This window comes from Bacillus sp. FSL R5-0439 (genome assembly GCF_038008805.1).
Taxonomy (GTDB): Bacteria; Bacillota; Bacilli; order Bacillales; family Bacillaceae; genus Bacillus; species Bacillus safensis.
On the sequence record NZ_JBBOZW010000001.1, the window covers coordinates 3593083 to 3618254 of the forward strand.

21 protein-coding genes and 1 riboswitch are annotated in these 25172 nt (G+C 39.6%); of the genes, 11 read left to right on the forward strand and 10 right to left on the reverse strand.

Features of this window, described 5'->3' with window-relative positions:
• Window positions 1–51 precede the first annotated feature (51 nt).
• The 4 genes from NST59_RS18505 to NST59_RS18520 all read left to right on the forward strand — a co-directional run bounded on the left by NST59_RS18505 (window position 52) and on the right by NST59_RS18520 (window position 6238).
• Window positions 52–1305, forward strand: a complete 1254-nt coding sequence (locus NST59_RS18505) for an MFS transporter (protein WP_144489753.1) — start codon at window positions 52–54, stop codon at window positions 1303–1305.
• Window positions 1302–3626: an FtsX-like permease family protein gene (locus tag NST59_RS18510; RefSeq protein ID WP_144489751.1), complete on the forward strand. Its 2325-nt coding sequence runs from the start codon at window positions 1302–1304 to the stop codon at window positions 3624–3626. The genes NST59_RS18505 and NST59_RS18510 overlap by 4 nt, the downstream gene beginning before the upstream one ends.
• Before the next feature lie 16 nt (window positions 3627–3642).
• Entirely contained in the window at window positions 3643–4404 is a 762-nt protein-coding gene (locus NST59_RS18515) for an ABC transporter ATP-binding protein (protein ID WP_039182724.1), read from the forward strand.
• A 655-nt stretch (window positions 4405–5059) separates the two neighbouring features.
• Window positions 5060–6238, forward strand: a complete 1179-nt coding sequence (locus tag NST59_RS18520; RefSeq protein ID WP_039182727.1) for a response regulator aspartate phosphatase — start codon at window positions 5060–5062, stop codon at window positions 6236–6238.
• 92 nt (window positions 6239–6330) lie between these two features.
• Here the strand turns inward: NST59_RS18520 and NST59_RS18525 are convergent, their stop codons facing one another.
• The 5 genes from NST59_RS18525 to NST59_RS18545 form a co-directional block, all read right to left on the reverse strand.
• The gene (locus NST59_RS18525) at window positions 6331–7179 is read right to left on the reverse strand and encodes a PRD domain-containing protein (RefSeq protein WP_039182729.1); all 849 of its coding nucleotides are present in this window, start codon (window positions 7177–7179) and stop codon (window positions 6331–6333) included.
• Between the two features lie 30 nt (window positions 7180–7209).
• Window positions 7210–8676 carry a glycoside hydrolase family 1 protein gene (locus NST59_RS18530; RefSeq protein ID WP_059377333.1) on the reverse strand — a complete coding sequence of 489 codons (1467 nt, stop codon included), beginning with the start codon at window positions 8674–8676 and terminating at the stop codon, window positions 7210–7212.
• A gap of 4 nt (window positions 8677–8680) precedes the next feature.
• Window positions 8681–10540 (reverse strand): beta-glucoside-specific PTS transporter subunit IIABC, encoded by a 1860-nt coding sequence (locus NST59_RS18535; RefSeq protein ID WP_039182734.1) that lies wholly within the window; start codon window positions 10538–10540, stop codon window positions 8681–8683.
• Window positions 10541–10881: 341 nt separating this feature from the next.
• Window positions 10882–11835 (reverse strand): hypothetical protein, encoded by a 954-nt coding sequence (locus NST59_RS18540; protein WP_039182737.1) that lies wholly within the window; start codon window positions 11833–11835, stop codon window positions 10882–10884.
• A gap of 210 nt (window positions 11836–12045) precedes the next feature.
• Window positions 12046–12939, reverse strand: coding sequence for a hypothetical protein (locus NST59_RS18545; protein WP_059377339.1), 894 nt, complete (start codon window positions 12937–12939; stop codon window positions 12046–12048).
• A gap of 154 nt (window positions 12940–13093) precedes the next feature.
• Here NST59_RS18545 and NST59_RS18550 point away from each other — a divergent pair, with 154 nt between their 5' ends.
• Together NST59_RS18550 and NST59_RS18555 are read left to right on the forward strand one after the other, a co-directional pair.
• Window positions 13094–13645 (forward strand): PadR family transcriptional regulator, encoded by a 552-nt coding sequence (locus tag NST59_RS18550; RefSeq protein ID WP_047203745.1) that lies wholly within the window; start codon window positions 13094–13096, stop codon window positions 13643–13645.
• Between the two features lie 4 nt (window positions 13646–13649).
• The gene (locus NST59_RS18555; protein ID WP_151284957.1) at window positions 13650–14132 is read left to right on the forward strand and encodes a DUF4188 domain-containing protein; all 483 of its coding nucleotides are present in this window, start codon (window positions 13650–13652) and stop codon (window positions 14130–14132) included.
• 11 nt (window positions 14133–14143) lie between these two features.
• On the opposite strand, the gene NST59_RS18560 is transcribed toward NST59_RS18555, so the two are convergent.
• Window positions 14144–14767 carry an NUDIX hydrolase gene (locus tag NST59_RS18560; RefSeq protein WP_059377409.1) on the reverse strand — a complete coding sequence of 208 codons (624 nt, stop codon included), beginning with the start codon at window positions 14765–14767 and terminating at the stop codon, window positions 14144–14146.
• A 171-nt stretch (window positions 14768–14938) separates the two neighbouring features.
• On the opposite strand from NST59_RS18560, the gene NST59_RS18565 reads away from it, so the two are divergent.
• Both NST59_RS18565 and NST59_RS18570 read left to right on the forward strand, forming a co-directional pair.
• Window positions 14939–15145, forward strand: a complete 207-nt coding sequence (locus tag NST59_RS18565; protein WP_075621412.1) for a helix-turn-helix transcriptional regulator — start codon at window positions 14939–14941, stop codon at window positions 15143–15145.
• Window positions 15142–15822 carry a DUF3169 family protein gene (locus tag NST59_RS18570; protein WP_341040902.1) on the forward strand — a complete coding sequence of 227 codons (681 nt, stop codon included), beginning with the start codon at window positions 15142–15144 and terminating at the stop codon, window positions 15820–15822. Before NST59_RS18565 ends, NST59_RS18570 begins: the two co-directional genes overlap by 4 nt.
• Window positions 15823–15869: 47 nt before the next feature.
• On the opposite strand, the gene NST59_RS18575 is transcribed toward NST59_RS18570, so the two are convergent.
• On the reverse strand, window positions 15870–17216 hold the full coding sequence (locus tag NST59_RS18575) for an amino acid permease (RefSeq protein WP_047203748.1): 1347 nt from the start codon (window positions 17214–17216) through the stop codon (window positions 15870–15872).
• A gap of 163 nt (window positions 17217–17379) precedes the next feature.
• Window positions 17380–17459: riboswitch (glycine riboswitch) on the reverse strand.
• Between the two features lie 264 nt (window positions 17460–17723).
• Here NST59_RS18575 and NST59_RS18580 point away from each other — a divergent pair.
• From NST59_RS18580 to NST59_RS18590, 3 genes are all read left to right on the forward strand, one after another.
• Window positions 17724–18743: a LacI family DNA-binding transcriptional regulator gene (locus NST59_RS18580; protein WP_039182756.1), complete on the forward strand. Its 1020-nt coding sequence runs from the start codon at window positions 17724–17726 to the stop codon at window positions 18741–18743.
• Window positions 18744–19183: 440 nt separating this feature from the next.
• Window positions 19184–20365 carry an MFS transporter gene (locus NST59_RS18585; RefSeq protein ID WP_039182759.1) on the forward strand — a complete coding sequence of 394 codons (1182 nt, stop codon included), beginning with the start codon at window positions 19184–19186 and terminating at the stop codon, window positions 20363–20365.
• A gap of 18 nt (window positions 20366–20383) precedes the next feature.
• Window positions 20384–21286, forward strand: coding sequence for a shikimate dehydrogenase (locus NST59_RS18590; protein WP_024423990.1), 903 nt, complete (start codon window positions 20384–20386; stop codon window positions 21284–21286).
• Window positions 21287–21327: 41 nt separating this feature from the next.
• Here NST59_RS18590 and NST59_RS18595 read toward each other — a convergent pair whose 3' ends face one another.
• The 3 genes from NST59_RS18595 to licT form a co-directional block, all read right to left on the reverse strand.
• Window positions 21328–22521, reverse strand: coding sequence for an MFS transporter (locus tag NST59_RS18595; protein ID WP_144489747.1), 1194 nt, complete (start codon window positions 22519–22521; stop codon window positions 21328–21330).
• A 306-nt stretch (window positions 22522–22827) separates the two neighbouring features.
• Window positions 22828–24303, reverse strand: a complete 1476-nt coding sequence (locus tag NST59_RS18600; RefSeq protein WP_058838379.1) for a glycoside hydrolase family 1 protein — start codon at window positions 24301–24303, stop codon at window positions 22828–22830.
• An 18-nt stretch (window positions 24304–24321) separates the two neighbouring features.
• Entirely contained in the window at window positions 24322–25164 is an 843-nt protein-coding gene (gene licT / locus NST59_RS18605; protein WP_048237973.1) for a BglG family transcription antiterminator LicT, read from the reverse strand.
• Window positions 25165–25172 lie beyond the last annotated feature (8 nt).

Sequence of the window (25172 nt, forward strand, 5' to 3'; positions counted from 1 at the left end):
ATCCTGCATACATTATAGACTGACGGTCGGTCTAAAAGGAGAGTGATATTTATGAATGGATTATTCAAAAGAGATTCATCTCACTTTATCTACCTCGTTCTCGGACAGATTATTTCCGTTTTCGGATCTTCTCTCATTCGATTTGTTCTATCTTTACATGTGCTGGATATGACACAACGAGTTGATTTATTTGCCTTACTTTTCGCTTTATCCAATATCCCGTTCCTTCTCTCCCCATTAGCTGGTGCAATCGCTGACCGGTTTAACAGAAGGAACTTGATGATTTTATTTGACGTCCTCGCCGGCATCATGATTCTTGCTTTTTATTTCTGGTTATTATCTGGAAATGATTCACTCTACATGATAGGAGCTGTCATGATACTTCTTGGTGTGATGAGTACGTTCTATGCACCTACTGTGATGTCCAGCATTCCACAGCTAGTGAAAGAAGATCAATTAGAACAAGCGAACGGCATCGTCAATGGCGTTCAGGCACTTTCAGGTGTTCTCGCACCTGTTATCGGTGGTGTTCTATACGGAATGATTGGAAGTCAATTCATTATAGGTGCCAGTGCCATCGTATTTTTCCTATCTGCGTGCATGCTCTTACGATTAAAAATACCCTTCTCCTCTAGTCCGCTGACAGATTCTATGGGCAAAGTGCTCATAAAAGATATGAAACAAGGATTTTCTTATATCAGCAGCCAGCCGTTTCTAAAAAGAACCATGCTGCTTGCTGCAATGTTAAATTTCATCCTTACACCATTTTTTATCGTAGGTGGCCCAATCATTTTAAGGGTTACAATGAAAACCAGTGACATCATGTATGGAGTAGGAATGGGCTTGATTGAGTTCGCTGTCATCGCAGGTGCTCTGCTAGTTGGACTCGTAGCGAAGCATTGGCGCATTCCTACTTTATATCGCTGGATGCTTGTCATCGCCATCATCCTACTGCCTGTGGCGTTCTCAACATCGACTATGGCTCTACAATTTGGCACTTATCCAGCTTATTTTCTCTTTTTAGCAGGATGTCTTCCAATTGCTATGCTGCTTACAATGATCTCGGTCGTTGTGATATCACATATTCAAAAGAAAACTCCAAATCAGCAATTAGGAAAAGTGATGGCCAATCTAACAATGGTTTCTCAATGTGCAGTTCCGCTTGGTCAAATGATGTATGGGTTCTTGTTTAATACGTTTTCAGCCAACATGTATGTGACTGTGTTAATCGTCAGTGTTTTCATGTTTGCCCTAGCCTACCTAACAAAAAATATGCTTCAACATGAAGGGGAATCAGCCTCATGAGATTCGCCTTTATAAAGAAAGACTTAACCCGCCACCGTCTTATTTCAATTGGTTTAACTATTTGCATCATGATGACTTCATTTCTCGCAGCAAGTGCCGCTCAAATGACAGTACAGCTGAATGGGTCCATTTCTGGCCTGCTCCATTCTGCTAAAGCGCCAGACTTTGTCCAAATGCATGACGGCGACCTAAATGAAAAAGACATTGAAGCATTTTCAAGTAAGCAGTCCATGGTAAAAGCTCATCAAATCGTCCCTATGATACCAATTGAACATGCAAACATCAGGTTCGGACATGAGCCTGCCAAAGCAGGTGTGATGGATCATTTATTTGTGAAGCAAAATCGCAATTTTGATTTTCTTTTAAATCAACAAAACGAGAAGCTCATTGTCAATAAAGGTGAAGTGGCTGTCCCAATTTATTTTCAACAAAAGTATCATCTCAACATAGGTGAAACATTACTGATTGAGAAAGGAGCTAATCAATTCACCTTTCGCATTAAAGCGTTCTTGCGAGATGCACAAATGAACCCCAGTCTAGTCAGTTCAAAAAGATTTCTTCTTCATAACGAGGATTGGGACGCAATAAATCAAGTGTTTCAACAAAAAGAGTACTTAATCGAATTTTTACTGCATGATGCCGCGCAGACAGATGCTTTTCAAGCAATCTATCAATCATCACAGATGCCACAACAAGGCCCAGCTGTCACACTGCCTTTGCTGCGCATGCTGAACGCATTGACAGATGGAATGGTGATTGCCATTCTTTTGCTTGTTTGCCTGCTGCTCATTAGTATAGCCCTTCTCTCACTCCATCTTGCTATGACGGCTTCTATAGAAGAAGATGAACGTGAAATTGGCATACTGAAGGTACTTGGGATTCCTTTAACAAAAATTAAGCAATTATACGTTGGAAAGTATGCCGTGCTTGCTTGTGCAGGATGTATAGCAGGCTATGTGTTAACACTTATATTTGGTGATATGTTTACGGCCAATATTCAGCAATACATGGGGAATCAGCCTTCTTTTGATCATTTGTTAATCCCGCTTTTTGTTTCTATTGTGACAGCAATGATCGTCATCTCTTGCAGCTATGCTGTCCTAAGAAAGTTTGGTCAAATATCAGCTGCTCAAGCCCTTCAAGGTGGTATCCATTCATCGAATCATAAGAAAAAAATACCTATGCACCTCAAGAAAAGCAGGTTCTTACCAATCCATATTTGGCTTGGTTTAAAAGACCTGATATCACGAAAGAAGTTGTACACAACGATTACTTGTATTATTGCACTTTGTACATTTTTAATGCTGATGCCTATTCAGCTATGGCATACCTTACAATCACCGAATTTCATCACCTACCTTGGCTCGGGTAAAAGTGACCTTCGAATTGATATACGCCAAGGAAATCAACTAACGAAAAATACAAACGAAATAGAATCAATGATTCGTGAAGATCGGAGCATTCAAACAGCAGCCATCTATGAGACTGCTTCTCTTCAGGCGAAATCAAAGGAGAATTCATTAGAAACGCTCTATTTAGAAACAGGTGAGCTCTCAGCATTTCCCCTCACCTATTTACAAGGCCGGCAGCCTTTAAAGAATGATGAAATTGCCTTATCCGTGTTAAATGCAGATTCACTTCAGAAAAAGATAGGAGAAAGAATCACTCTCGTAACTAACGGGCATGAAACCCAAAGAACGGTGACAGGTATTTATCAGGACGTCACCAATGGAGGCAAAACAGCAAAAGCAATATCACAGCCATTTCCTCAATCAGCTCTTTGGAAAACCATTCAAATCCAACTAAAACCAGGAGTAAATATTGCAGAGAAAAAGGCGATATTTGAAAAAAAGGTATCTCCTGCAAAAGTGACAGATATGAAAGAATACGTTCATCAAACGATCGGCAGCACAGCAGCTATCGTAAAAGTCGTTGCATTTTTTGCTACATTAGCTGCTTTTGGGACCGCCAGCTTAATGCTGTTCATGTTCTTGCACATGTTAAAAGCTAAAGATTCAAGCCGGAACAACATGTTAAGAACAATTGGGTTTTCTATAACAGATATAACAGCACAATATATAACAAGTTTTATTGTTGTTCTCTCTTTTGGCGCCTTTATTGGAACAATCGCGGTCAATACAATTGGTCCTGCTTTGATGAGTATAGGTGGAGCATCATTAGGGGCGTCGAGCCTCCAGTGGCTGTCATCGCAATGGGTGTCGGTTGTGTATCCACTCATACTATTTATTGTCAATTTAGCTTTGATCGCCTGGTTATTGAAGACGTTTTTTTCTAGCCAAACGACAAGGCATACACTTTAATAAGGAGTTGTTTCACATGGAACACTTGATTGAAACGAAGCGATTGTCATTGCATATCAATTCATTAAAAGGACAGAAACAAACGATTCTTAAGGATATTCATTTATCGATAAAGCGCGGGGAATTCGTGACCATTATGGGACCTTCTGGATGTGGAAAAACATCCTTACTTTATCAGCTTAGCGGCATAGAAACAGCTTCAACAGGAGAGATCAAATATAAAGGCCGAACACTATCAGAAATGACAGAAAAACAGTTAAGTGCTCTGCGCTTAACTGAGATGGGATTTGTCTTTCAGCACAGCCACTTATTAAAAAAACTTAATCTATTTGACAACATCATTGCAGCAGCTTATTTAGCAAAGAAAAAGCCAAGACAAAAAGTGAATGAACGAGCTCAATATTTAATGGAAAAACTTGAAATTGATCATTTGGCAAATAGATATTTGACAGAAGTATCGGGAGGACAGCTTCAAAGAGCCGCTATCTGCCGAGCGCTCATGAATGAACCAGATATACTTTTCGCTGATGAACCTACAGGTGCTCTTAATTCCAGTACAACAAAGGAAGTAATGAATATTTTTTCAAGAATCCACTCTGAAGGAGCAACACTGCTACTTGTTACACATGACCCCAAGGTGGCTCTTCGTTCTGAAAGAATCATGTTTATGAATGACGGAGAAATGGCAGACAGTTTACAATTAGGAAGATATGATCATTCAACTGTCGAGAAACGAGAAATGAGATTAAATCATTGGCTGCAAGATTTAGGTTTTTAATTTGAGTACAAACAGGCAGAAACTGCCTGTTCTACTTTTTCTGGCACTCAAACGAGTAATCCATAGACAAACTATTTGTTTCTAAGATGATTTTGCCGCCAGCTTGTTGACAAGATTCTATCAACAGCTCAATTTCTTTGCTATAAAAGTATCTCTTTGACATATATAGAGTCACTAAAACAAGTAACAGAGTCGTGATAATGACTGTGATTTGTCTGTTTAAGCTTTGAAATCTTTTTTTCATTTCAACATCCTTTCTTAAAGGTCGGAGTTTGTGTTTAATACTTACTTTTGTCGTCATCTATCAGTTTCTTATCTCATGATCTAGCAACATCATACCTGATTTTCTTTCCTAGATCGACCTTCCATTTCCCCTCTTAAATAGCTAAAATTTCTTTATATCAAATATATGAGCGGTATTTTCGTACATTATCTTAAAACCCGTTGTATATAACCCTTTTTTAGATTTCTAAAAAGAGATTTTATTCATTTGTGTTAACAAGCATTCTCCCTTACAATATCGTACATCACATGACCTTAGGTCCTTTTTATTACCCCTTGTCAATCGCCTCACCGAAACGATTATATTTTACCAAAAATTGTGATATCGTTTTTTATGAAACAGGTGAAAGGATCTTAAAGAGGTGAAATTTCCATGGCTATCATTTCTGCTGAACAGGTGGGGAATCGTTTAAATGATTGGAGAATTGCAATTCGCAAGCATGATGTACACAGTGCAAAAGCAATGTATACAGAAGTAAAGGAATTACTTCAAAAAATGGAAGAGAATCAGGAGGTCTTGACCTATTACTCATTGCTAGAAGGCAAGTATAAGCTCATGTTATATGAACGAAGAGGTACGAAACTGAAGGAACAGCTAGAGCCAGATTGCCCCTCTAAAACAAACGACTTAATTGAATACTATTTTTACCTATACAAAGCCCTTTACGCGTCATATAAAAGAGACTATGCATCAGCCATTGGACTGTTTAAAATTGCCGAGAAAAAACTACAACACATTCCTGATGAAATAGAAGTAGCAGAATTCCATACGAAAATTGCCAACTTATATATGCTGCTTCGTCAAAGCCTAATTTCTCTACACTACATTCAGAATGCTATTGATATTTTCAAAAGCCATGAAGGATATGAAAGAAGACTAGCTGCAGCCTTTGTCATCGCCGCTGCTAATTATATGGACATTTGCGACTTTATAAGGGCAGAAAATTACTACAAAAAAGCATTACACATCGCAGACAGTCTAAACGATCATTTTCTAACATCACAGCTTTATCATAATATCAGCATTTTGTATGCCGAAGCTGGCGAATCAAAAAAATGTATCGATGCCCTAGAAAAGGCTCTTAGTGACGAAGACTATTTCTCATCGTGTTACTTCCATCACTCCATGTACATGTTAATGAAGGAGCTACTCTCTATCGATGAAAGGACACAAGCTCTCTATTACTTCGAATTGGTTAACCAAAAACATGAATCAGAGAAATGCCCCATCTATACAGCAAAAATGAATTTGCTTTACCATCTATATTTCACTGAAGATATGGCTCAAAAAGCTCAAGCCTGTTTCGATGAAATCAGCATTCTTAAAAAATTAAAAGATGCTGAAGGAGTCTGTGAATTAAGTGCGTTAGCAGCAAAACACTTTGAAGAGCTGGGAGCAATTCATCAAGCCTATCTCTTTTTAAAGGAAGCTGATCGCATGAAACATCCTATCATTGACTGGGGGAATTCTAATGAAAAAAATGAGTTTATTGATTATCACTTTGACCATCGTTGTTTTAGGACAAACAGGGACTTTCAATTCATTAAATGATGAAAATGGTACAACAGAACGACCTATCGGAACTTAATATAAACATTTGAAATAAAGAACCACTCGCCTCATCAAGGCAAGTGGTTCCACATTTATTTTAGTTGCTGATAAGAAATAAGGCGGTGTATATGTACCGCAAGATAAGTAAGCTCATCATTAGGAATGATGATACTATGCACCTGTTTAATATAATCTTTGATCTTAAAAGCAACATCCATCGCTTGAGGATATAAATGTGCAATTTGTTCAAATAACTCATTTTCCTGATCTGATAATAATTTATCAGCATAAAATCTCTCTACAAAGAATTTCACATGTGTAATGAACCGACTGTAATGAATATTCTCTTGATCCATTTTCATATTCAACGTATAGCGCACAAGATTAACAATACTTCCGATCATCTTGGCGTATTTCATACCATCTTTGGACTCGGACTCTTCACCTAATGCATTAATCAAGTGAAAGGCGATATTGGCAGCTTCTTCTTTTGGTAATTGTATGCCCAATGTGTCATTGACTAACTCAAGTGCGTAGTTCCCTACTTCAAATTCTTCTGTATAGTAATTTTTGATTTCCCAATACACACGATTCGTAATATTAATATTCTTTTTATGACGTTCCACTGCAAAATTCAAATGATCCATTAAGGTAAAATAAACACCTGAATTTAAAGTTGAGTTTAAACGTTTTTCTGCATATTGGACGATTTGCTGAGTTAAATCGATAAACTCCTGAGCCATTGAATCTAACAATTGAAGAAATTCTTTTGCTCTCATGTTATCGACTGACATAAAGACTTGGTCCGCTTTTTTCTCTTCTATCATTTGACCTGGTTTCTGGCCATAGCCAATTCCTCGGCCGAACAAAACCATCTCCTGTTGGTTCTGATCTTCAGCCAGGACCACGCTCGAGTTTAAAACTTTTTTGATTTTAAACATCGTCATCACCTGTTTTCATGATTGTGGTGTTCAATCAAGCGATTCACCATTTGTCTCAATGACTTTTTGGTACCAATAAAATGAGTCTTTTCGAGATCGTTTTAATGTCCCGTTCCCGTCATCATCTTGATCTACGTGAATGAAGCCGTAACGTTTTGACATTTGTGATGTACCTGCACTAATAATATCAATCGAGCCCCAGCTCGTATATCCAAAGAGATCGACGCCTTCTTCAATAGCTTCTCTCATCTGACGGAAATGCTCTTTGAAATAGTTAATACGATAGTCGTCATGGATTGAGCCATCACTTTCAACTACATCCTTTGCACCCATGCCGTTCTCGACAATGATAAGAGGTTTTTGATAGCGATCATACAATTCGATCAAAGAAATTTTCAGACCAACCGGATCAATTTGCCAGCCCCAATCAGTTGAAGGAAGATAAGGGTTTTTGACTCCACGAATGGTATTCCCTTCTGTCTCTTCTAATCCTTCTTGGGCTGATTCCGTTAAAGACATATAGTAGCTAAATGAGATAAAATCTACTGTGTTTTCTTTTAAAATGGTAAGATCATCTGCTTCCATATGAATATGAATATCTTTTCTCTCAAGCATACGCTTGATCAGTGGCGGATACTCGCCAAACACCTGAACATCTGCATAGAAATAGTTTTCTAAGTTTTGTTTCAAAGCTTGTTCTACATCATTCGGGTGGCACGTATGCGGATACGTTGTCAATTTTGTCAGCATACATCCTACCTGACTGCCTGGGATGATACGATGGCAATCTGCTGTTACGAGAGCAGATGCGACAAATTGATGATGAAGTGCTTGGTACACCGTCTCTTCTACTTTTCCTTCTGGGCAGCGATCAGGAATAATTCCCGCTGTAATGAAAGAGTGGCGGTGAATACTATCAATTTCATTAAAGGTAAGCCAATATTTCACATCATCTTTATAACGTTCGAAACAAACATTGGCGAATTTCACAAAGAGGTCAATTACTTTTCTTTCAACCCAGCCGTTATATTTCACACTAAGGGCTAAAGGCATTTCATAATGAGAGAGAGTCACGATCGGTTCTATGTTGTGTTTTTTCATTTCTGCAAATACACGATCGTAAAATTGCAGCCCTTTTTCATTCGGTTCCGCTTCTTCTCCAGTAGGGAAGATACGACTCCATGCAATAGAAATTCGAAGTGTTTGAAATCCCATTTCAGCAAAGAGAGCCAAATCCTCTTTATAGTGATGATAGAAATCGACACCTCTGCGTTTTGGGTATTTTTTATCGTCTGGATCTTTCATCGCACGATCTATATTTTCAGTGGTAACTGCAAGATGGCCTTCATAATCTTCTACACTCAAGTTGGAACGGTACATTGCAATATCTGCAACAGACGGCCCCTTTCCATCTATATTCCAGGCGCCTTCTGCCTGGTTAGCAGCAATGGCGCCGCCCCATAAAAATCCTTTTGGAAAACCTTTGATTTTTGTCATATGATTAGCCTCCTAATTGTGTAACAACCATCAATGTATCTTGACGATTGACCTCTTGTAATGGCTGTACCTTAATATCATATTGATCTGTATTTGTGACTACAGCAAGTGTTACTGGATCATATCCTGCTTCCATGATTTTTTCTAGATCAAATTCAATCAATAAATCACCCGCTTGAACACGATCTCCAGCCTGTACTTTTGGATGGAAATACTGCCCTTCCAACTGAACGGTGTCAATGCCGATGTGGAATAATACTTCAACTCCATGGTCCGTTTTCATACCAAGTGCATGGTTTGTTTCGAACAGCAAGGTTACCTCTCCATCTACAGGTGCATAAAGTGCTCCTTTTGAAGGTACAATGGCAATTCCTTCTCCCATGACCTTTGAAGAGAAAATATCATCTTTCACTTCAGATAGAGAGATCATTTGGCCAATCACAGGGCTCTTGAATGTTTCGCCTGCTCCAATTTTTTCAGCAAACCCAGCTTGGTCCTTTGTCTTTTCTTCTACTGTTCGATCTTTACCTAATACAAAAGCAGCGATAAAGGCGACAATAAACGAAATGACCGCTCCAATGATAGCAAACATCAGATTTCGCGGTAGCTCATCTGATATAAACATCGACATGCTTGCTAAACCAGGGCCAACAAGCACAAAGGCTTGTATACCAACTAATCCAATGAAAATTCCGCCAACAAACGAACCAATCATGACACTTCCTAGAACTCGCTTATTTTGCAGTGTCACACCATACAACGCTGGCTCTGTGATGCCAAAAAAGGCTGATATCCCTGCCGAAATGGCTGTTGATCTAAGTACCTTGTCTTTTGTTCGAAGTGCCACAGCGAAACACGCTCCACTTTCCGCAATATTATGCGCAAGTGATGCCGGCAAATAAAGTGCTTCTTTCCCAAGGGTTCCCATCGTTGTGACTGCATAAGGAACCATTGCTTTATGCATGCCTGATGCCACCATGAATGGGAGGACCGCTGCTAAAATGGCGACAGCTACCCAGCCTACCGTATTAAACATCGAAAGAATAATAGATGAAAAACCTTGCCCCGCTGTAAAACCAATCGGTCCTAACAGAAGTAGCGTAACTGGTACAGTAATGACCAATGACATCATCGGAACGAAGAAAATCCGAATTGGTTTTGGTGAAAACCGTGTAAAGAATTTTTCCATTTGCGCGTAAAGCAATACAGAAAGGATTGCCGGAAACACTTGATACGCATAAGCTATATTTTTCACATCGAATGACAGTAATTGTGCACCTTCTGTAAGCATCGCCGTCATGTTCGGCAGAAGAAGCGCACCGACTGCTGATAGTGCGACCAGTGGGTTTACTTTTAGTTTATTCGCCGTCGTTACAGCAACTAGTAAAGGCAGAAAGTAAAGTGGTGCGTCACCTACCATGTTCAGTATTTGATAGGTTTGTCCCTTTGCATCCATCCAGCCTAATAAAGAGAAAAGGAGAAGAAATGATTTTAAAATTCCTCCGCCTGCGATAGCTGGTACAAGCGGCTGAAAGACACCGACAATGAAATCTAACAGAACTGTGCCTGCTTTTCTTTTTTCTTTTGGCTGATTGGATGGCACGTCTTGGCTTGATGAACTGCTGCCTATTAAATTTGTTACCTTTTGATACACTTCAATGACGTCATTCCCAATGACTACTTGGCATTGTCCTGTCATTCTGACAGCTATGACACCCGGTGTTTTTTCCAGTGCTGGTACATCTGCTTTTTTCTGATCAATGAGTGTGAAGCGAAGTCTTGTTGAACAATGCTCAAGGTGCGCAATGTTTTCTTTGCCACCTACATGCTGTAAAACGTCTTTGGCAACTTGTGTGTAATTCATTTTTTCTCCCCCTTTTCTCATACACGAGACCTATATTTTGGCAACAAAAAAAGGACCTAAAACGACAAATAAAAGAAAAATTCATCGTTTTTAGATCCTGCCTGCATGACCAGTCACATGTCTAATTTATTCATATTGGATTTGTTTTTAGTATATACGCATTATATGAAAGCGTCAACATTTATTTTTCTAAAAATTATTAGGGTCTATATACCTAAAATGCTTTTCTCTATTCACTTATAGGAAACCTTCTACTCTTTTGTTCCTTCTATCATCAATCAACAATATTTTTCTCCACAAAAAACCAGATAAGTTGATTCACTCATCTGGTTTAAATTCATCTATTTTTTCTTTTCTTCTGCCCTCTTTTTAAATGCTTTCGCTTGTTTTTCATACTCCTTTTTCGTGACAGCTTTTAACTCTATTGAATCGCCTGTCATGATATATGGTTTAGGGAGTTTTTTATATTCCTTCCTCGTGAAAGCTTTTAACTCTACTGTACCGTCTGTCTTTTTAATTGGCAGCTTTACTGATTTTGCATCTCGATCAGTCGAACCTATAATGACACCATCTTCAATTATAGGATCATAGCTCATTTCGAAAAATCCTGCCCCATCAGTAAAGCCCCCGACCTCTATTTTCATTTCTTTATAGGGCTTACAACCTTCTTCAGTAACAGTTGTTATTAAAAAGGAGCCGTCCCATCCATTCTCAACATGCATGCTTTCCACTTGTAAAAATAGTTGTTTATCCTCTGCCGTATATAGAAAACCATATACTTTCGCCACTTTATCCCTGAAGTGTCTCATATTTTCATAATATCTAGTTTCTGATGAATCAACTAGATTTTGATGTCGATTTTGAATCTTTTTTTGATACGTTCCTAGCTTTTTTTGATTGATTGCTTTATAAATCGTGCTTTGCTTCTCGCCTTGTTTTTTCACAGAAAGGTTTTTCCCCGAAAAATGAACTTCGTATATGATCGTTTCTTTTCCTTTTTTCATTTGAAATTCATACCCATTTTCTTTTGAATGGCCGGTTATGACATATTGTTTTTTATATAATTGAGGGTCCCACCAAATTTCTTCTATATAGCTTTCATTCAAATGACCTGTTACTTTGCCTTTATTCTCAGATATCTCGAACCAGTTCAGTCTATCCTTAGTTTTATACGCAAATGCATAGGAATGATTCAATGAATTTTTTTGTGCGATTGCTTGATATGCTGTCCAGCCGCCTCCACCCAAGATGAGTACGGCTAGGATAGACACGACCCAGATTTTCAATTTGCTCATACGTACCTCCTCTAATATTTAATTTGAGAAATCAACATCAACAATATTTTACCATATATTCAACTAAATTCTTATTCACTTAAAAATAGATACTAGAAAATTTAGATAAGTATTTTAGTAATTATATCTTACATCTATGCAAATAATATCCTTTTTTTCATGGAGAATTCAGATATGTTATTAACCCTTATTCACCTGGTCCAATACGATCTATTTTTTCTTTTCTTCAGCCTGCTTTTTAAATGCTTCCGTTTGCTCTTGATATTCCTCTTTCGTGACAGCTTTAAATTCTATTGTACCGCCTGCCATTTTAAAGGGAAATCTAATTGATGTTGCGTCTCGGTCAGTTTCCCCTAAAATAAAACCCTTTTCAATTGCAGGATAAGTACTCAAATCAAACATTATCCCATCTGAAACACCCCCGGCTGTATGTTTCGTTTCTTTATAAGGTGCTCCACCATCTCCTGGGACCGTTCTCATCAGAAAAGAACCTGCCCATTCAGACTGCATATACATTCGTTTTACTTTTAGAAATAGCTGGTATGAACCATCCTCCGCCGTATACAGATAACCATAAGCGCCTGTTACTTTCTTAATGAAGTTTCTTACATAATCATGAAATCTATTTTCAGTGTCCTCCATCAGTTCTTCATATAGGTCATGAATGTCCTTTTGAACAGCACGTAGTTTTGTTTGATCAACTGCTTTGTATGTGATGCTTTGTTTTTCACCTTGTTTTCTCACAGAAAGATCTTTTTCAGCAAGGTGAACTTCATATGTGACCGTCTTTTTCCCTTGCTTCACTTGAAATTCGTAACCGTTTTCAATCGTTTTGCCGGTTAATTTATATTTGTTGATAAATAGATTAGGATCAAAATGCCTTTTTGGGTTTTCCTCCAAAATGGTTTCATTCAGATGACCTGTTACTTTCCCTTTTTTCTCCGTTACTTTGAACCAGTTCACATGATTCTTGGTCTTATATGCAAAGGCGTAAGATTGATTCAATACACTCTTTTTTGCATTTGCTTGATATGCTATCCAGCTGACAGCACCCATGATTAGTACCGCTAGAATTGCCACGATCCAGATTTTCGATCTATTCATACATACCTCCACCGACAGAATTTCATTTTTTCTATCAATATATGAGTGAGTCACCTCCTTTATCGAATTTATTTTTCAACAACCCCTTGTATCTGCCACTCCCCATCATATATTATATATCTAAATGATATATCTTTTAGATAGGTGTGCTGATATGAAAAAATACAATGATACGACGTATGCGATTTTAGGTATTTTAACGACAGATTGTAAGTCAGGGTACGAAGTGAAGCAATTAATTGATAGGAGCTTGCATCATTTTTGGAAAATCAGTTATGGACAAATTTATCCAGCTTTAAAGCTAATAGTCGAGGAAGGCCTTGCGGAGGTTTCACCTGCTGCTAGCTCTGGTCGCTCAGACAAGCGGGAATATCATTTGACTGAAAAAGGACTGGACACGTTAAGAGAATGGCTGGCGCAGCCGCTCGATCAGTTACCAACAGAGCGGAATGAGGTGTTATTAAAATTATTCTTCGGTCAATATCTTTCGTTTGAGAAAAAACTAGCGCTTTTACAGGATTATGAGAGGCAGCTCCGTATTCGTTATGAGACATATGTTGCGATTGAACAAAACATTCAAGAGCTGTACCCAGATGAAGCGGATGCGAAGTATTGGCTGTTTACTTTAGATTATGGGAAAAGAGTGGCTCAAGCTGGAATTGATTGGTGCGTGGAGACATTCCATTCGATGAAGAAGGAAGGGTAAATGAATGAAAAAAGACATACGTGCTGGCAGATTTACAACGGACAATTCTGATTCGATTGTGGTGTTCATTATCGGAATGAGGATCAACAAACGCTGGGCCATTCATCAATGGATGCCTGTGTTCATGGCGATGCCTGGCATGATCAAGGAGCTGTATACCCATCAAGAGGAGCTAGGGTTTCTTGGAACAGAGAATTACTTTGGATTACGCACGACAGCGATGATTCAATATTGGAAATCAACAGATGACCTCCTTGCCTATGCCAAGATGGAGAAGCATTTGGCTGCTTGGAAAAGATTTAACCAAATGGCACGAAATAATGATGCGGTCGGCATTTATCATGAAACATATCAAATTCAAGCCGGCTCGTATGAATCCATCTACGTGAACATGCCTTCCTACGGACTGAGCCAAGCGAGAGCGCCTATTCCAATTGATAAAGGAAAACAAACAGCGCAGGAACGGCTGAATACAACAAATTCCTAGAGAGCGATTCTCTAGGAATTTCTTTTTGCAACAGATACAAAATGCTTTAATATGCGGGCTGTTAATCCCCATATGGTGTAGTTTTCGTAATCATAAAACCATTCCTCGATTGAACGGCTCCCCCAGCTGTATTTTTCACCATTCATGATTTTTTCATAAGGGAAGTCCTCTCCTGGTGTTGGCTGAACGGATACATGATGTAGGTACGGCTCATATTGGCTGAGCCATGATAGAGGCACGGTAAAGGTCTCTTCTACTTCTTCTTGATTATAGGAGTGTTTCACTTTTTGCTCATCAATGATACCGACATATGGGTATACGACGAAGGATGGAGAAGCGATATAAGGACTGAGCTGTCCAAGGACATCGACCGATTCTGGCGGAATGCCCAACTCTTCATGTGTTTCTCGCAGTGCAGCCTCCTGTGCTGTTTCGCTGCCGTCGAGCTTGCCCCCAGGAAAGCTAATATCCCCCGGCTGTTTTCTCATGGTCAGCGATCGTACCTCAAATAATATATGCCATTCTCCATTTACTTGTACTAAAGGGATCAGGACTGCTGCTTTGAACGCTGTCTCTTCTCCAATGAACAACGGTTGTGATTGATGTAAGTCATTTTTTAATTGATCAATGAACACGGCCATCACCTGTTTTCTGTTTCTCTTTCCTTTAGCGTATCATGGTTCACCTTTTCAATAAAGATGATCTTTCTGACAATTATTTTTATCAATTTGACAACTTTACTTGTCAAATTGAATATAATGCTTTACAATCAAGGAAAGATTTCAATTAAAACTTGAGGTGACAGAATGAAAAATCGGTTAAAAGAGCTTCGTGCGCGTGATGGTTTAAACCAAACTGAGCTTGCGAAACGTGCAAAGGTCTCTCGTCAAACCATCAGCTTAATGGAACGTGATGAATTAATGCCGTCTCTCTTGCTCGCTGTTAAGCTTTCACGAATTTTTCAGGAACCCATTGAACATATTTTTCTATTCGAGGAGGATGAACTATCATGAAAACTGTATACAAAATGCTCTTAGGTGCTCTCCTTGGCTTTCTCGGTGCTTACTGTCTGCTGGCAGCCGAATTTGAGATGACACTTCTTGATATTGCATTTGAAGCGACTCTTGTTATCAGTGGAGTGACAATTTTATTGATTGTTTATTGTTTTTCAGGGATTTCACGTCTGAAAAAAAGAGTGTCTCTTTCGGTCTCTGGAGATGAGGAAGATGAACTGGAGGCAAAGCAATATCGGACCTTTACTGATTCGACATTAGCCAATACGGTGAGTACGATTTTGTCCATTATTGCCATCGGTATAACCATCGTCACCGAGCAGCCCCTCTGGTTGATTCTGGTCAATGCTGCTTTATTTATCGTCACCATTATCAGTTCTTATGTAGCGATATCCGTTCTTACACTTGTCTATCCTAATCGCCATCTGCCAAATCCGTCCGACAAAGACTATAGTAAAAAGCTGCTCGCCATTTCAGACGAAGGGGAAAAGCATGTCATGCTTGGCGGACTGTTTCACACGTATCAAATGATGAATATCCTCTTGACCGGTGCCATGTTTATTTTGATTGTGTATTCCCTTGGAGCCAATCACTCTCAACTCTTCTCGATCTTGGTCATTGGGGTTGTTTTGATCATTTTGAATGCAAATTATGTGTTGAAGATTAGAAATCGTTAAATGATAAAAAGCACAGCTCTGTCAAAAGGCTGTGCTTTTTCCGTCCGTTACGATGCACGGCGTTTCTTTCGTGCATAAATCAAAAATAAGAAACCAAACCATACCGGTGTCAATAGCAGCGCAGGACGTGTTGCATCTGCGAAGAGCATGATCACGAGAATGGCAGCAAAGAGCGCAAGAACGCAAATATTCACAAAAGGTGTGAACGGTGCTTTAAAGGTAGATGCTGCATGCAGTTCAGGCCGTGTTTTTTTATATTTCAAATGACAAATTAAAATAATACTCCATACCCAAATGAAACAAATGGCACTGATCGTCGTAACAATCCCAAAGGCTTGTTCGGGAATCAGCTTGCTTAAAAGAGCTCCGACCGATACTACAATCGTTGAAACGAATAGCGCATTACTAGGGACAGCGTGCTTGTTCAAACGTCCAAAGGAAGCTGGCCCCTGCTTTTGATGACTGAGATTATACAGAATACGGCTTGTCGAGAACATGCCGCTATTACAAGCTGATGCCGCAGACGTCAACACAACAAAGTTGATAAGGCCCGCTGCTACTGGTATTCCAATGAGCCCAAAGGTTTTCACAAAAGGACTTTCTGATGCACTGAGCTCAGTCCATGGGTTGATACATAGTAAAACAAAGATCGCACCCACATAGAAAAATAGAATTCTTAATGGAATCTTATTAATCGCAGAGGGGATGTTTTTTTGCGGATTGGCAGTTTCTGCTGCGGATACGCCAACCAGTTCAACTCCCACATACGCAAAAATCACCATCTGGAATGACAGCAAGAAGCCTGTGACACCATTCGGGAATAACCCGCCATGAGACCATAAATTCGTTACTGTCACCGGTCCGGCATCGGTTTGAAAACCAATGATTAAAAGAACAATTCCAACACCGATCAGTAATAGAATCGTAATCACTTTAATGAGTGCAAACCAAAATTCCATTTCTCCGAAAAGCTTCACCGTTAATAGATTCAATCCTAGTAAAATCAACAAACAAATGATAGCAGGAATCCATTGCGGGATATCAAACCAATACTGCACATACACTCCGACCGCAATGACATCCGCCATCGCTGTCATAATCCAGCAAAACCAATATGTCCACCCTGTCACAAAAGATGCCCACGGGCCGAGATAGTCCTCTGCAATATCGGTTAATGACTGATAGCCCGCCTTCGATAAAAGCAATTCTCCAAGTGCCCTCATGACAAAAAAGATGGCCATTCCGACAATTAAATAAGCAAAAATGATTGATGGACCTGCCAATTGAATGGCTTTTCCAGAGCCTAAAAACAGCCCTGTTCCAATGGTTCCGCCAATGGCAATCAATTGCACATGACGGTTTGATAAATCTCGTTTTAATTCTTGTTGTGCCAATGCTAACACCCTCCTACGACACGATCTTATACTGAAATAATGAACTCTTTAAAAAGTCCATAAAAAAAGAGATTGGATGCGCTCCAATCTCACGGTCATAAAAGAATAGCAAAATAGAGAAAAGTAATACACGGCATCATCCATGCATCACAAATACAATATTTCGTACTCTTCTGTCCTTTTGCCTGAGATTGTGAACCCTTCGGCGCCGCACATACATGCGGTCTCTCCAGAAGCTGCTCCTGCTATAGTGTGACCCACAGCAATCATAGCCTTCGTTATTTAATTAAAATGTTGCTATTTCTGAATAATTTTATATTTTACGCCTCAATCAGAATGCTGTCAATGGTAATCTTTTATGATTTACAGTGATACCCATATGTCTTCACTTCATCAATCCCCCCTAATTCATGTATAATAAACCAAAAGATGTTCGGCTCGTCTGATGGAGAAATCCCTCTTGATCATGAACAAAGTTAGGCAATCCATTGAAGTTGGTGAAGATAAATGAAAAAAATGAACAAACAGCGTGTCACATTACAGGAAGTCGCCAAGCATGCCGGTGTCTCGACTTCAACGGCATCACTCGTTGTTCGAAACAATCCTAGAATCTCTGAAGCCACTCGAAACAAAGTACTGCAATCCATGGAAGACTTAGGATACGTATATGACCGCGTTGCTGCCAACATGCGGTCAAAAAGCTCAAATATCGTTGGTGTGATTGTCACAGATATTTCTAACACCTTTATTTCGGAATTTTTAATCGGCGTGCAAACCACGCTTGAATCACTAGGCTATACCGTTTTACTTGGTACAACCTTTGACAGTGTCGACAAACAGGAGCGGCTCATTTCCACCATGGTAGAGCACCGAGTGGGCGGAATTATTTTAAACCCAGCTTCGAAAAGCTCTGCTCGAACCGTCAAACAATTAAATCAAATTCGCACCCCAAAAGTACTTGCAAATCGTGAGTTATCAGATGTGCAATGTGATTATGTCGGTGTTGATTATGAACAAGGCACTTGGATGGCCATTCATCATCTTCTTCAGAAGGGGCATCGACGTATCGCCTTCTTAGGCGGCATCAAGACCTCATCGACTTGGATTGAGCGGATGAAAGGTTTCAAAAGAGCTCATGACGATGAAAACCTGACGATTGATGATTCCCTTATTATTGATATCGTACCTACTCGTGAAGGCGGGAAAGAAGCACTCGCTCAAGTGATGGATCAACCCGAGCCTCCTACCGCTATTTTTTGTTTTAGTGACTTAGTTGCATTTGGAGTCATGCAAGCACTGTCAGCACGGGGCATCCAGCCAGGTGAAGATATTGATGTGGTTGGATTCGATAATGTTCCTGAAGCGGAGATGTACCATCCGCCGCTCACCACTGTTTCTTCATTCCCCCGATCCATCGGGGCAAAAGCAGCGAACCTTTTATATCATAAAATGAACGATCAGGATGAAGAGCTGCAGAGATTGATTTTAAAGCCTCAACTTCATATTAGAGAAACCTCTCCATCATGATGAAAAGAGAATTGTGTGCAGCAATTCTCTTTTTTTATTGAACAAGTCAACTATTTCTTTGTTTCATTTTTCTTTTTTTAAATCACAAAGTCATAAACTTGACACATTTAAAATGCAGGAGTATATTTATCTCGTTGCTTCTTTTAGTATATCGTTATACCTATTTAGTCCTATCGTTATTTCTATCAAAAAACAGTTAAAAGTGATTTTTTATGATTCTGATCAAATCATGAAGTTTCACTTCCTAATCAAGGCTGTTATTATTTTTTACATTTTAGTAGAACGATGTACTTTAATTGGAGAACAGATGAATATTCATTATTTTTTCATCAATAAGGGGTGTTGTGATGGGCTTCATATTATTCATTTTGAAGGAAACAATAACAAAGGGTATACAAAGAATTTGACCTTAAAGGGGTTTCAAATATAGGAGTGGGAACATGAAAAATCCTTATATTAAATCGTCACTTGGCATGTATTTAAACTACTTCATGCTTGGCATGATCAATATTATTGTAGCTTCCAACATGGACAGCTTATCTGAGCGCTACCATGTAGATATTCCGAAAATCAGCTTGCTTGTATCGGCGATCGGAATTGGTAAACTCATTGCTCTCTTTTTCTCAGGTCGGTTAGCCGATAGCTGGGGACGTAAGCCTGTCATTATTACAGGAAATTTTCTTTACTTATTATTCTTAATCGGTATTCCAACGACAACGAGTTATACACTGGCATTTATCTTTGCGATTTCAGCAGGTATTGCCAACTCACTGCTTGATTCAGGAACCTACCCTGCTTTGACAGAGTCATTTCCGAAAAAAGCAAGTTCGGCTTCTGTTTTAGTAAAAGCGTCTGTATCCATTGGGGCGACTGTTCTTCCATTTATCTTGGCGTACCTAGTGGCACATGACATCTTCTGGGGCTGGGCGTTCTTTGGACTAGGGCTTCTTTATTTACTTGTAGGAATTTACTTAATCTTTATGCCATTCCCGAACCATAAGCAAGTTTCTTCACAAGACGCTCTTCCAGTACAAGACCAGCTGAAGGAAGAACCAAAAATGCTTGGCGAAGGCTTAGCTGTTGTACTGATGGGATTCACGTCGACTGCATTGTTTGTCGTATGGCAGACATGGCTTCCGCAGCTCGGGTTAAAATTAATCGGACTTGGCACAGGACAAGCCACACAGCTTCTATCTTATTTTAGTATTGGTGCACTCGTATCTGTTCTCTTGCTTTCGATCGTCTTAGATAAATTCATTTCACCGATTATGGTGGCAATCATTTATCCAATTGGGGCGTTCCTTGCAATGCTTTCACTTTTCCAAATCGAAACGTACAGCATTGTCATTGTCAGCACCTTCTTCTTAGGGCTATTTACAGCAGGAATCTTCCAGCTGGCGATGAGTATTATGATGAAATTGTTCCCGACAAACAAAGCAACGGCTTCATCCTACGTTAATATTGCGGCAAGCTCAGCGTTTATTCTCGTGCCGCTCATTACAAGTGGATTGGTCAGCACGTACGATATTAAAATGACGTTATTTTTCGATATGATCATTGCGGTTATTAGCGTATTACTAGCGGTCTTTGTTCTTGGACGCATGAAAAAATTATTTAGATAATTAAAGGAGATGTCAATCATGACAAACATACATGAACGAAATATTGATGGAAAAACAAAATTAGTCGGTCTTCTAGCTACACCAATCGGACACAGCCTTTCACCACGTATGCATAACCTTGGCTATACACTAACAGGTATCAACTATGCTTACCTCGCATTTGAAGTAGGGAATGATGAACTAGAAGCAGCCGTAAACGGTATGAAAGCAATGGGTGCAGCTGGATTTAACGTCTCTATGCCGAACAAAATGAAAGTACTAGATTACTTAGACGAACTAGATGATTCTGCAAGATATACACGTGCAAGTAACACTGTAGTAAACAAAGATGGTAAGCTCATCGGCTACAACACAGATGGTCTTGGATATGTGAGAAACTTGATTGAGCATGGCGTTGAATTAGCCGGCAAAAAAGTCACACTTGTTGGCTCTGGCGGCGCGGCAACTCCGATTGCGATTCAGCTTGCACAGTCCGGTATTCGTGAAATTAGTATTTTTGCTCGTAATGACCAATACTTCGTTCAAGCAGAAGAAAATGTAAATTACATCAACAACGAAATGAAATCTTTCGGTGTCAAAGCAAACATTTTCCCACTTGAAGACAAAGACGCGTTCCGCCGTGAAGTAGCAGAAAGTGCGATCCTGGCAAACGGGACAAGCCTTGGCATGAAACCACTAGATCAGCTCAGCATTATCGATGATACACTTGATGTACTTCGTGAAGATTTGATCGTGACAGATGTCGTATACAACCCGCAAAAAACAAAGCTTCTTGCACAAGCACAGGAAGCTGGCGCCAAAACGATTAACGGTCTTGGAATGATGCTATGGCAAGGTGCACTTGCTTACAAACTATTTACTGGCGAAGATATGCCAGTTGATCAAGTAAAACAAATTCTTTTTGAAAATGACCGTTTCTAAAACAAAAGAAAGACGACTTCCTAAGCGGAGGTCGTCTTTTTTTAATCATGTACCATAACTTGACGGTAGCGATACAGGATATACAGTGCGCCGATAATGGCTGCAACAGCCACCACTGCATCGAACATAAAGATTTGTAAAATGGACGCGTGACTCTGAATTAACCCTGTTACGACCGGGATGACGATAGCCGACACGCCGCCCGCTGTGGAGATAATCCCAGTCATCGTCCCTTTGTTTTTCCAGAAGAATTCAGCCATCACAGTTAACGTCAGCTGAAAAACTCCTGCTGTTGAAAACCCTAATACAAAAGCATTGACGGTTCCTATGACTGGCGATTTCACGACCAAGAGTACACAAATAGAAACAAGTGTAATGATTGGATAAATCAGCAGTACAGTGACCGGACGGACAAAACGGCGCAAAAGAAACGCGAGCAACACAACAGACAGCAGCCCGCCCATGCTATAGTAACTGAGCAGTTTCACAGCACTGCCCGATGCCATCCCCAAGATGGCCTCACCGTACGTAGGAAGCCAAATTTGCGGCAGCGCATACAGCCCATTTGATGTAAAGCTGATTAAAATGAGTGCGATCCCTTCCCTCCAAAATGTAGGCTCTGTCGAGAAGCGCGGAAGTCCATCATGCTCCGTTACCTGGACTTGCTCCACCTTGCGATGATTCGGAAATGGTAAGGTCCACAGCATCAAGACATTTACAAGATAGATCAGAGCAGGAACAAAAAATGAAATTCCATAAAACAAATCATGCTCTGCTAAAAAGAAAATCGCCAGTGGCAAAATGGTTGCCCCAATGGAGATAAAGGCCTTCACCATCACATTCGCAGATCCTGAGTTTTGCGGAAAAGCCTCCATTAACGCAGGATACGTTCCTGCATCCATTGCCGAATTCGCAACCCCTGCCAAAATCGCAAACGCAAACGCGATTTGATAATTCGGAGACAATGGGATTCCGATGAGGAACACCGCCATCAGCACACCAGAAACCAAAATGACCGGCTTTCGCCCAAAACGATCTGACAGTACGCCTGATAAACCATACGTGAGCACCCTGCCAATGCCAAGCGCCGAAATCATATAACTAATTCCCGCACTATTGGTATCTAATTGTTTGATTAAAAATGGCATATTTGAAGCCAAAATAATATTGACCATACCTAATAAAAAGTAATTAATATACAGACTAGAAGCCGTTCTCACATACGGATTCCTCATCCTGACACACCCCTCAACACCATCGCAATGAAGTGACAAATAATGGTTACGCTTACAAGATCTCATATGTGAGGAAGAACAGCTTTGCAGCCTTCACGTTCATACATCTCATCATGTCATGCAGCTCACAGCTTACACGCCCTTCATGTATCAAGCATTTCTTCAATTTTTCACTGCTCTTATTTTATACGAATGAGAAAGGTAAAGATAGTGAATTGCTTAAATTTGAGGGGAATTCATCGATCAAGCGTATGACACCATCGATAGAAAAAAGGAGTGGTTAGCTGCCACTCCTTAACTGATGTCTCATTTCTGTTCATCGTTCATTTTCAACCCATTTTGACGAATGACTTCTTGATACCAGTAAAAGCTTTTTTTAGGTGTTCGATTTAACGTTCCGTTTCCATCGTTATCTTGATCAACATGGATAAACCCATATCGCTTTTCCATTTCAGATGACGAGTAACTAATTAAATCAAGAATTCCCCAGCTGGTGTAACCTATTAATTCGACTCCATCCTCAATGGCTTCCAGCATTTGCTGGAAATGCTGCTCATGATAGCTAATCCGATAATCATCATTTATCTTTCCATCTTCCACCTTGTCGTATGCACCTAATCCATTCTCAACTATAAATAGTGGTAGTTGATAGCGATCGTATAAATCATTTAAAGAGATACGAATTCCAATCGGGTCGATCTGCCAGCCCCATTCACTCACTTCTAAATATGGGTTTTTCACTCCACCTATTGTATTGCCGCTGACAGTTTCCATGCCTTCACTATTTTCAGTAGCAACCAAGGAATTGTAGTAACTGAATGAAATAAAATCAACAGTATGCACCTTTAATAATTCGTCATCTCCCAGCTGTTTCTCAATGTGAATGTTTTTTTCTTTAAACAGTCGATTGATAAAACGCGGATACTCACCACGCACCTGTACATCTGTAAAAAACATATTGAACTGATTGTTCTTTGATGCCTTCAGAACATCCTTTGGATTACAAGAATACGGATACGTTGTTAATTTCGTCAACATACACCCTATTTTTGCCCCTGGGATCATTTCATGACAATATTTAACGGCCAAAGCACTTGCAACAAATTGATGATGCAATGCTTGATAAACTGCCTGTTCTACATTGTCAAAGCGCTCTGAAACGATTCCACCACTTGTAAATGGATGTCGGACAATACTATCAATTTCATTGAAAGTCAGCCAATACTTGACTTTATCTTTATATCGATCAAATACAACTCGACTAAATTTCACAAAGAAATCAACGACAATGCGATGAGACCATCCTCCATATTGATTCACTAAGTATAGCGGCATTTCATAATGAGATAACGTAACGAGTGGTTCAATATCATGCTTTTTCATCTCATCGAATAGGCGGTCGTAAAATAATAATCCCGCTTCATTTGGCTCTTCTTCATCACCGTTTGGAAAAATACGTGTCCATGCAATCGAGACACGTAACGTCTTCAATCCCATTTCTTTGAACAGCGCCATATCTTCAGGATAACGATGATAAAAGTCTACACCTCTTCGTTTCGGATAACCTTCGGCGGTATCTGCACGCATCGCTTGCTGAATTTGTTCTTCATCCACTTTGTTGTGCTTTTTATAATCAGACTTACTGAGACCTTTTTTAAAGATCGCCACATCAGCAGTCGATAGCCCTTTTCCGTCTACATTCCATGCGCCTTCTGCTTGGTTTGCCGCGATGGCGCCTCCCCATAAAAATCCTTCTGGAAATTTCCTGATTTGATTAGACATGTTTCTTCCTCCTCAAGACTATGCGTTATTTCTTTGAACCACTCGATTAACGTGAATAATTAAATACATTTTTTCGTCACTGGATATCGTGTAATCCACATTTGTTTTAATATATTTCTCGATTTTCTCCACACATTTTACTTCTTCAGGATACTTCCTCATGATTTGATCAATTAGATCGTGATCATCTGTTTCAAGCATTTTGTTCTCAAGTAAACGTTGAACAAAGAACTGTAAATGTGTTAAAAACCTGGAGTAATTAATCGTATCTGTCGGAATGTCAATCTTATAATGCATTTTGATAATATTTAAAATGTCTTTGACCATATTGGTCATCATCACGATTTGATTTAAATTATCTTTGGTCTGCTGCGCATTTACTAGATGAAATGCAATATTCGCCGCTTCTTCTTCAGGCAGCTGAATGCCTAACTGTTTTTCAATCAGCTCTAGTGCATGCAGACCAATACTGAATTCTTCGGGGTAAAATTTCTTCACTTCCCACAGCAGGCGATTTTGTATCGTTAAATTTTCCTTAAAGCGCTTCGTAGCCATGAAAAGGTGATCGGTTAAAGAAATATAAAGATGCTCATTTAAGTGTGTAGATAAACGGCGCTTCGCATAGGATATAATCTCATCTGTCATGATTAAAAATTCCTCTGGGGTCTCCCTCATAAGCTCAGCTAAATCATTAGACGTGCTTTGATCTTCTAGCACATAGATCTTTTGAATATCAGACTCTTGAATAAGACTGCCTGGCTTATTTTTAAATCCAATGGCTTTACCCATTACGATGATTTCCTTACCGTCATCTCTTTTAGCGAGAACCACACTGGTATTCAGCACTTTTATAATTTCCATACCATATC

Excerpts from the sequence above, each read along its gene's own strand:
- NST59_RS18515 (WP_039182724.1), top strand. The coding sequence starts at position 3,643 with ATGGAACACTTGATTGAAACGAAGCGATTGTCATTGCATATCAATTCA.
- NST59_RS18505 (WP_144489753.1), top strand. The coding sequence starts at position 52 with ATGAATGGATTATTCAAAAGAGATTCATCTCACTTTATCTACCTCGTT.
- NST59_RS18590 (WP_024423990.1), top strand. The coding sequence starts at position 20,384 with ATGACAAACATACATGAACGAAATATTGATGGAAAAACAAAATTAGTC.
- NST59_RS18550 (WP_047203745.1), top strand. The coding sequence starts at position 13,094 with ATGAAAAAATACAATGATACGACGTATGCGATTTTAGGTATTTTAACG.
- NST59_RS18510 (WP_144489751.1), top strand. The coding sequence starts at position 1,302 with ATGAGATTCGCCTTTATAAAGAAAGACTTAACCCGCCACCGTCTTATT.
- NST59_RS18520 (WP_039182727.1), top strand. The coding sequence starts at position 5,060 with ATGGCTATCATTTCTGCTGAACAGGTGGGGAATCGTTTAAATGATTGG.
- NST59_RS18600 (WP_058838379.1), bottom strand. The coding sequence starts at position 24,303 with ATGTCTAATCAAATCAGGAAATTTCCAGAAGGATTTTTATGGGGAGGC.
- NST59_RS18585 (WP_039182759.1), top strand. The coding sequence starts at position 19,184 with ATGAAAAATCCTTATATTAAATCGTCACTTGGCATGTATTTAAACTAC.
- NST59_RS18525 (WP_039182729.1), bottom strand. The coding sequence starts at position 7,179 with ATGTTTAAAATCAAAAAAGTTTTAAACTCGAGCGTGGTCCTGGCTGAA.
- NST59_RS18545 (WP_059377339.1), bottom strand. The coding sequence starts at position 12,939 with ATGAATAGATCGAAAATCTGGATCGTGGCAATTCTAGCGGTACTAATC.
- NST59_RS18555 (WP_151284957.1), top strand. The coding sequence starts at position 13,650 with ATGAAAAAAGACATACGTGCTGGCAGATTTACAACGGACAATTCTGAT.
- NST59_RS18530 (WP_059377333.1), bottom strand. The coding sequence starts at position 8,676 with ATGACAAAAATCAAAGGTTTTCCAAAAGGATTTTTATGGGGCGGCGCC.
- NST59_RS18535 (WP_039182734.1), bottom strand. The coding sequence starts at position 10,540 with ATGAATTACACACAAGTTGCCAAAGACGTTTTACAGCATGTAGGTGGC.
- NST59_RS18565 (WP_075621412.1), top strand. The coding sequence starts at position 14,939 with ATGAAAAATCGGTTAAAAGAGCTTCGTGCGCGTGATGGTTTAAACCAA.
- NST59_RS18570 (WP_341040902.1), top strand. The coding sequence starts at position 15,142 with ATGAAAACTGTATACAAAATGCTCTTAGGTGCTCTCCTTGGCTTTCTC.
- licT (WP_048237973.1), bottom strand. The coding sequence starts at position 25,164 with ATGGAAATTATAAAAGTGCTGAATACCAGTGTGGTTCTCGCTAAAAGA.
- NST59_RS18540 (WP_039182737.1), bottom strand. The coding sequence starts at position 11,835 with ATGAGCAAATTGAAAATCTGGGTCGTGTCTATCCTAGCCGTACTCATC.
- NST59_RS18580 (WP_039182756.1), top strand. The coding sequence starts at position 17,724 with ATGAAAAAAATGAACAAACAGCGTGTCACATTACAGGAAGTCGCCAAG.
- NST59_RS18595 (WP_144489747.1), bottom strand. The coding sequence starts at position 22,521 with ATGAGGAATCCGTATGTGAGAACGGCTTCTAGTCTGTATATTAATTAC.